5 protein-coding genes and 1 pseudogene are annotated in these 6383 nt (G+C 55.0%); 5 read left to right on the top strand and 1 reads right to left on the bottom strand.

All coding sequences use genetic code 11. The features are described from left to right. From HNO86_RS12170 to HNO86_RS12155, 4 genes and pseudogenes are all read left to right on the top strand, one after another. Positions 1-605, top strand: a pseudogene (locus tag HNO86_RS12170) (hypothetical protein); the annotation flags it as partial. A 20-nt stretch (positions 606-625) separates the two neighbouring features. Beyond that, entirely contained in the window at positions 626-1381 is a 756-nt protein-coding gene (locus tag HNO86_RS12165) for a hypothetical protein (RefSeq protein ID WP_175377196.1), read from the top strand. A gap of 156 nt (positions 1382-1537) precedes the next feature. Beyond that, positions 1538-2287: a hypothetical protein gene (locus HNO86_RS12160; RefSeq protein ID WP_175377195.1), complete on the top strand. Its 750-nt coding sequence runs from the start codon at positions 1538-1540 to the stop codon at positions 2285-2287. Positions 2288-2444: 157 nt separating this feature from the next. Continuing rightward, positions 2445-3197, top strand: a complete 753-nt coding sequence (locus HNO86_RS12155) for a hypothetical protein (protein ID WP_175377194.1) — start codon at positions 2445-2447, stop codon at positions 3195-3197. A gap of 111 nt (positions 3198-3308) precedes the next feature. Here HNO86_RS12155 and hrpB read toward each other — a convergent pair whose 3' ends face one another. Next, entirely contained in the window at positions 3309-5825 is a 2517-nt protein-coding gene (gene hrpB / locus HNO86_RS12150; RefSeq protein ID WP_175377193.1) for an ATP-dependent helicase HrpB, read from the bottom strand. 109 nt (positions 5826-5934) lie between these two features. On the opposite strand from hrpB, the gene HNO86_RS12145 reads away from it, so the two are divergent. After that, complete coding sequence (locus HNO86_RS12145) at positions 5935-6354, top strand: polyribonucleotide nucleotidyltransferase (RefSeq protein WP_175377192.1); 420 nt, start codon at positions 5935-5937, stop codon at positions 6352-6354. Positions 6355-6383 lie beyond the last annotated feature (29 nt).

Genomic DNA, 6383 nt, shown 5'->3' with positions numbered 1-6383 from the left:
GGCATGGCGATGAAGGCCACTTCAAGCAAATGCAAGCGCTGCTGGAAACCCTGCAGCGCCCCAGTGTCGGCGGCAGAGCCTTGTCTTCCGGCGGGGGCAGTATGCCGAGGAGATATCTTGGTTTCTGGCTACAGATCCAAGTACCAACCGCACTGGCAGGCAAGGATGTAACCCTGCAACCGGCGATGATCCAGACATATCTGTTTTATGCCGACGAATTGCAAAGCACCAAAGACAGATTCTACGACAACTTTCTCAACGGCTACTGGGTCGATCCAAAACTGCTAGGGCAGTTACCGGACGGCCCCGGCACCAAAGACAACCCGCCTGACTACATCTACACCGGTAAAGAACAGCATCGCCTGTGGCAGGTGTGGATCGATTTCTCCAAAGACAGCCCAGTCCTTGAATTGGAGATCAAGTATCCGCCCGGGGTGCTTCAGCGTGCTGATAGACGCGGTTACCTGTTTCGAATGGCGCTTGAGTGGACCCCCAGTGAAGCGGACCGGGTCAACAGTGCTTTCAGTGCCGAACTTAAGGAAGAGGATGCCATTGTGCTGCGCGAGCAAATTACTCAGTTGCTGAAACTGGCCATCCCTAACTGAATCAATTGATGAGTCTTGTCATGTTAAATTTAAATAAAACACTTGATCTGCCTCCACAATTAATCTGGAAGTATGCAGATGAGCCAGAGTTATTGGGCTGGACAATCCGGGCGCGCAATTACAACACCTTTGTAGCCAACTTCATGTTTTGGTTAATGGCTGCGCTGATATTGGGTGGTGCATTCATCATGTTCGCTGTATACAAGGACATGAGCCAACCTTGGCGAACACTATCTTGCATATTTTTTTTCACAACATTATTGCTCGTTACTTCTAGCATGACCCACCAGCGAATGAATTTCGCCTTCCGCTTCACCCGGTCCGGAGTGGAGTGTTGCGAGTGGAAAGACTTCCCGAAATGGATGTTGACTTTTCTAAAATTGTTTACCGGCTTTGCGGCAATTGTTTTCATGTTTCTAGCCACCATTGATCCGGTATTTCTGATTGGTGCATTGATAGGCCCCGGCAGTATGGGGCTCATGTACTTATCAATGGCTAACTCAGAAAGCTATCAAAAAATGCATACTCAATACCATCACCTGATGTACGAGTGGAAAGACTTCACGCAACTGGCCATTGCAACTAATAGAGAGGAAGTACTGGATTTGAAGTTCATTCAGTTTGATCCTCGTCTTGGGCGCATCGTGCGCTGGAGCCTCAATGTTTTTTGCAAGCGCAAGGAAAAAGAAAATGTAGCCAATTTCATCAAGCCTTACTTGTCGCCTGATGTCCCGTGCATCCGGACTAAAGTTGATGTGCCACTCAGCACGGTCTAAGGTCTGGTGAAATCGGAAATAGCGCCTGCCGACATTAATTTCACTTGAGGTGAGATCTAGCAGAAAAAAGGATGCAGATATGAATGGAGCTTACTTAGCAGCTAACCGATTGAGCTGAAAGCAAAAATGAAGATAAGCTAGTGGATGAGCCCTGATATGTTTAATTTGAATAAAGCACTTGATCTGCCGTCGCAACTTCACTGGAAGTACGCTGACGAACAGGAGTTGTTGGGATGGACAATCCGAGCGCGCAACTATAATACATTTGTAGCCGATTTCATGTTTTGGTCCTGCTTCACAGCAATCACAATAGGTTCAGTTCTTATATATAGAAGCATCGATGAAAATCCCGTTTTCAGCGGAACATTAACTTTGCTATATTTCGTCACCGTGAATATTGCCTTGATATCGATGACGCATCAGCGGGTGAATTTTGCCTATCGGTTTACACAGTCTGGAGTCGAGTATTGTAAATGGAAAGACTTTCCCAAGTGGGTGCTGCCATTTCTGAAATGGTTTACCTGCATCATCGTGATTATCTGCATCGGCATGGCAAGCATTGATCCAGCATTCTTGATCGGCGCATTAATCGGTCCAGGCGGGATGGGATTGATGTACCTGTCCATGGCCAACTCCAAGAGCTACCAGGAAATGCACACCCAGTACCATCACTATGCTTTTAAATGGGAGGAATTAACGCAACTTTCCATTGCGACCAATCGAGAAGTAGTTGACCTGAAATACAGCATTACTCTGGAGGGAGAGAATTGTAAAACAAACTGGAGCTTGAATGTCTTCTGTAAACGAAAGCAAAAGGTAAACGTAGCAGAATTCATCAAACCCTATCTGTCTTCAGACGTGCCGTTCATAAAGGCAAAGGTGAACGTTCCTCTTAGTACGCAATGAGAAATCTGCGGTAGTTTTTTAAGCATGGAGAATAGTCATTTTTCATATCACTCGCACTCCTCAAAATGAATCTGCCCCTTTATCCCGTGCTTAGAGAACAAAGAACCCAGCTTCTGAAACTGATCATTCCAAACTGAGCTAATGGACGAGCACCAAAATGTTTAATTTCAAAAAAACACTTGAATTACCGCCGCAACTCCAATGGAAGCATGCTGACGAACCGGAGTTATTGGCATGGACAATCCGCGCACGCAATTACAACACCTTTGTAGCTAATTGCATGTTTTGGTTTATGGCGGCTGTGATAATGGGCGGGGCATTCATTATGTATGAAGTATATGAAGGCATGAGCCAACCATGGCGAACGTTATCCAGCGTGCTCTTTTTCATCTTTATACTATTTACAATCTCGTGCATGACCCATCAACGAATGAATTTCGCCTACCGCTTCACGCGGTCCGGAGTAGAGCATTGCGAGTGGAAAGACTTTCCCAAATGGGTGTTGCCATTTTTGAAATGGTTTACCGGCATAACAGCAGTTATTTTCATCTTCCTCGCAACCATTGACCCGGCATTCCTGATCGGTGCTCTGGTAGGCCCCGGCGGCATGGGACTGATGTATCTGTCTATGGCTCACTCCAAGAGCTATCAGCAAATGCATACTCAACACCATCATTACGCATATAAATGGGAAGAACTTACGCAACTCGCCATCGCAACCAATAGAGAAGTAGTTGACCTAAAATACAGCGTCACTCAGGAAGGCGACGATTTTAAAACCAACTGGAGCCTCAATGTATTTTGCAAACGAAAGCAAAAGGAAAAGGTCGCTGAATTCATAAAACCCTATTTGTCTCCAGGCGTGCCTTTCATCAAGGCCAAGGTAAACGTTCCTCTAAGCACGGATTGAGAAACGAAAGCAGACCATTTCTGATGTGAAGCGCCTGCATCGAAATAAATCTCTCCCATTTCGGCGGGCCATCTGTAGGAGCGAGCACGCTCGCTCCTACAGCAGACTTGGCTATTTACGCGGCTTGGCGCGGGCTGTGGCTTCGGCGATCAGGGGATCATCGGGCCAATAGTGTTTTGGATAGCGCCCCTTCAGGTCTTTTTTCACTTCCGCGTAGGTGCTGCGCCAGAAGTTGGCCAGGTCCTGGGTCACCTGCACGGGGCGTCGTGCCGGGGACAGCAGGTGCAGTTTGACCACTTGCCGGCCGCCGGCGATACGCGGGGTTTCGGCCAGGCCGAACAGTTCTTGCAGGCGCACCGCGAGGATCGGTGGCTGTTCACTGTAGTCCAGACGGATCGAAGACCCCGAGGGCACGCTCAGGTGATGGGGGGCCTGCTCGTCCAGGCGTTGCGGCAACGGCCAGGGCAGCAGGCTGTGGACGATACCGGGCAGGTCGAGGTTGGCGAAGTGACTGAGCCGCGAGACTTTACCGAGATACGGCATCAACCAGTGTTCGAGGTTTTTCAGCAGCGCGGTGTCGCTGACATCCGGCCATTCGCTGTCGCCCTTGGCGTCCAGATCCAGTTGGCGCAGCAGCGCGACCCGCGCCTGCCATTGGCGCAACTCCGGGGTCCATGGCAACAACTCCAGGCCTTTGCGTCGCACCAGATTGACCAGCGCCTGACTACGAGCCGCTTCGTCGAGGCCGGTCAACGGTTCGCGACTGAGGATCAGCTCGCCGACCTTGCGCTGTCGCTCTGCACGCAGCACACCTTCACGCTCATCCCAATCCAGTTGATCGACGCAGCGCACCTGTTCGGCCAGCACCGTGTCGAACAATGTCGGGTCGAAATCCGTCGCCAGATAAATCCTTTCCTCTCGCTGGCCCTGACGACTGCCAAGATCGGCGATCACCAGCCACGGTTGCTTCATCAGGCTGTCGGCTTCGGCAAACAAAGCAGCACGACCATTGGCCAATCGGTACTCGGCACCGCCGGCACGACGCTGCTGGGCGACGCGATCGGGATAGGCCAGCGCCAGCAAGGCACCCAGCCAACGCGGGTGATCCGGATCGCTGACCGGCTCCGATGCTTTTCCACGCAGATACCCGCGATACTGCCGCGCCAGTTGCCGCGCGCGCTGCACCCCGCCCTGAGCGCCGCGAGCCGCCCGTTCTTCGCCGGACAACAGCACCAGCCGACTGTGCAGATCGGCGCCGGCACCGCGCAGGATATCCCGCTCGCCGAGCAGCGCCGCGACATCGCAGGCCATGTCCGCCAGCCCCAGCGCCTGTCCGCGCAACAGCAAATGGGCGATACGCGGATGAGCCGGCAGTTCGGCCATGGCCTGACCGTGACGGGTCAGCGCTTCGCCTTCCAACGCTCCCAGTCGTTCGAGCAGATCCTGCGCCTGTGCATAGGCTGCAGCAGGCGGCACGTCGAGCCACACCAATTGCCCGGGCGACACGCCCCAGCGACCGAGCTGCAAGGCCAGTCCCGCAAGATCCGCCGAAAGAATTTCCGCGCTGCCATACGCCGCCAGGTGCTCATGCTGATCCTGCGACCACAGGCGATAACACACGCCCGGCTCAAGACGCCCTGCCCGGCCCGCGCGCTGGGTGGCGCTGGCCCTGGAAATCCGCTGGGTGTCGAGACGTGTCATGCCGCTGCCGGGATCGAAACGCGGCACCCGCGCCAGCCCGGCATCGACCACCACGCGCACGCCATCGATGGTCAGGCTGGTCTCGGCGATGTTGGTGGCCAACACCACTTTGCGTTTGCCCACCGGCGCCGGATCGATCGCCGCCCGTTGCGCGGTCAGGTCCAGCTCACCGTGCAACGGACACAGCAGCACCTGCGGGTCATCGCCCAGCGCGTCGGCCAGTTGCTGATGCACACGACGGATCTCCGCCTGCCCCGGCAGGAACACCAGCACGCTGCCGGCTTCGTCGTTCAAGGCTTCGAGGATGGTCTGCACCAGTCGCGGTTCGATGAATTCGCCGGCCTGGAACGGCCGACCCCAGCGCATCGCCACCGGGTACATGCGGCCTTCGCTGCGCAGGATCGGCGCGTCGTCGAGCAGGCCGGCCAGACGCTCGCCTTCGAGGGTGGCCGACATCAGGAGGATTTTCAGCGGTTGATCATCGCGAAACAGTTCACGGCCATTGAGGCTCAGGGCCAGCGCCAGATCGGCATCGAGACTTCGCTCGTGGTATTCGTCGAAGATCAAAAGGCCCACACCTTCCAGCGCCGGATCTTCCTGCAAGCGTCGGGTGAGGATGCCCTCGGTCACCACTTCGATACGGGTATTGGGGCCGACCTTGCTGTCGAGCCGAATGCGATAACCCACGGTTTCACCGACCTTCTCGCCCAGTTCGCTGGCCAGTCGCTCCGCCGCTGCCCGCGCAGCCAGGCGGCGCGGTTCGAGCATCAGGATGGTCTGTCCGGCCAGCCACGGTTCATCGAACAGGGCCAGGGGCACGCGGGTGGTTTTACCGGCGCCGGGCGGCGCTTCGAGCACGGCTTCGTGGCGTGTCGCGAGGGCTTCACGCAGGGCGGGTAAAACTTCATCGATCGGCAAAGAAATCATGCTGGCTCCCAAACAGAGCCGCGAGTATAACGGCGAACTGCCCAGCGTTTGTCGCGGTCCTAATTCATATCGACGACGCTTCGTTTTTAGAGACCCAAGGAGATTTCACATGCGTATTCCCTTTCGCCTGATCGGCGGTGTGCTGGTCGCGACCCTGCTTACCCAGGTCACGGCGTGCGGCTCGATTTTCTATCCCGATCGCCGTGGCCAGATCGACGGCAAGATCGACCCGGCCATCGCCGTGCTCGACGCCGTGGGCCTGCTGTTCTACATCATTCCCGGCCTGATCGCGTTCGCTGTGGACTTCGCCACCGGCGCGATTTACTTCGAGCCCGGCAAGACCGCCCAGGTCGACCCGGAAAAACTCAAGGACGCCATCTGCGCCGACGGCAAGGTCGATAACCTCAAGTTGCAGACTATTCTGGAACGTGAGCTGGGCCGCAGCTTCCCGCTGGATGACCCACGCCTGATCCAGCACAAGGGCAGCACCCAGCAACTGGCCATGTTTGGCCTGCAACCTGCCGCATAATCGGTGCCCGTTAAGGAATAAGCGCACTC

It is taken from the genome of Pseudomonas sp. C1C7 (assembly GCF_013359595.1).
Classification (GTDB): domain Bacteria; phylum Pseudomonadota; class Gammaproteobacteria; order Pseudomonadales; family Pseudomonadaceae; genus Aquipseudomonas.
Note: the sequence above shows the minus strand (reverse complement) of the source record. Positions and strands in the feature narration are given on the sequence as shown.

Coding starts and splice junctions, on each gene's coding strand:
- HNO86_RS12165 (WP_175377196.1), top strand. CDS start 626: ATGTTAAATTTAAATAAAACACTTGATCTGCCTCCACAATTAATCTGG.
- HNO86_RS12160 (WP_175377195.1), top strand. CDS start 1,538: ATGTTTAATTTGAATAAAGCACTTGATCTGCCGTCGCAACTTCACTGG.
- HNO86_RS12155 (WP_175377194.1), top strand. CDS start 2,445: ATGTTTAATTTCAAAAAAACACTTGAATTACCGCCGCAACTCCAATGG.
- hrpB (WP_175377193.1), bottom strand. CDS start 5,825: ATGATTTCTTTGCCGATCGATGAAGTTTTACCCGCCCTGCGTGAAGCC.
- HNO86_RS12145 (WP_175377192.1), top strand. CDS start 5,935: ATGCGTATTCCCTTTCGCCTGATCGGCGGTGTGCTGGTCGCGACCCTG.